Below are 517 nucleotides of genomic sequence, written 5' to 3'. Positions count from 1 at the left end.
GGTGCGGCTCGACGATCGCAAGGGGCGCAAGCCCAGGGAGCTGGCGCCCGCCCTCGTCGACCTCATGGCCGAAGCCGCCAGGACCTTCTACCGCCAGGAGGAAGGCCCGACGATCCGCCTTCTCCACGAGGCCGTGGCGGGGCGCGTCCAGCAGCACAACCGGGAGACCGGCGACAGGCTCACGCCGCCCACGGAGACGGCGCCCCACCGTTTCGTCACGGTGCGCTTCGGCGCCGCGCGACAGGCGTGAGCGGTGGCGAGGCCCTTCTCGCGGGCGCTGGGTGTCGGCTTGATGGGCGTCGGTCGCTGGCGCATTGCGTGGGTTGTTGCGGGTCGTAAGGTCGTACGTGGGTCGTGGGTCGTGGGTCGCGATGGGACCGTTGATCCTGTCGATCGCGTCATCCGTGTTTGGCCGTGCGCACTGCGCCGCCGCGCGTCACTCGTCACTCGTCGGTTGTCGGTTCTTGTTCATCGTTGTTCGTCGTCGTTGGTCCAACGTCGGCCGGACCGATTGGAC

General features: G+C 69.2%; 1 protein-coding gene. It reads left to right on the top strand.

Annotated elements, in window-relative coordinates; translation table 11 throughout:
• A partial coding sequence (locus ACU8YC_RS26200; protein ID WP_446896146.1) for a hypothetical protein occupies window positions 1–250 on the top strand: 250 nt, incomplete at its 5' end.
• Window positions 251–517: the final 267 nt, after the last annotated feature.

This window comes from Citrobacter sp. VF227, assembly GCF_052950715.1.
Note: the sequence above shows the minus strand (reverse complement) of the source record. Positions and strands in the feature narration are given on the sequence as shown.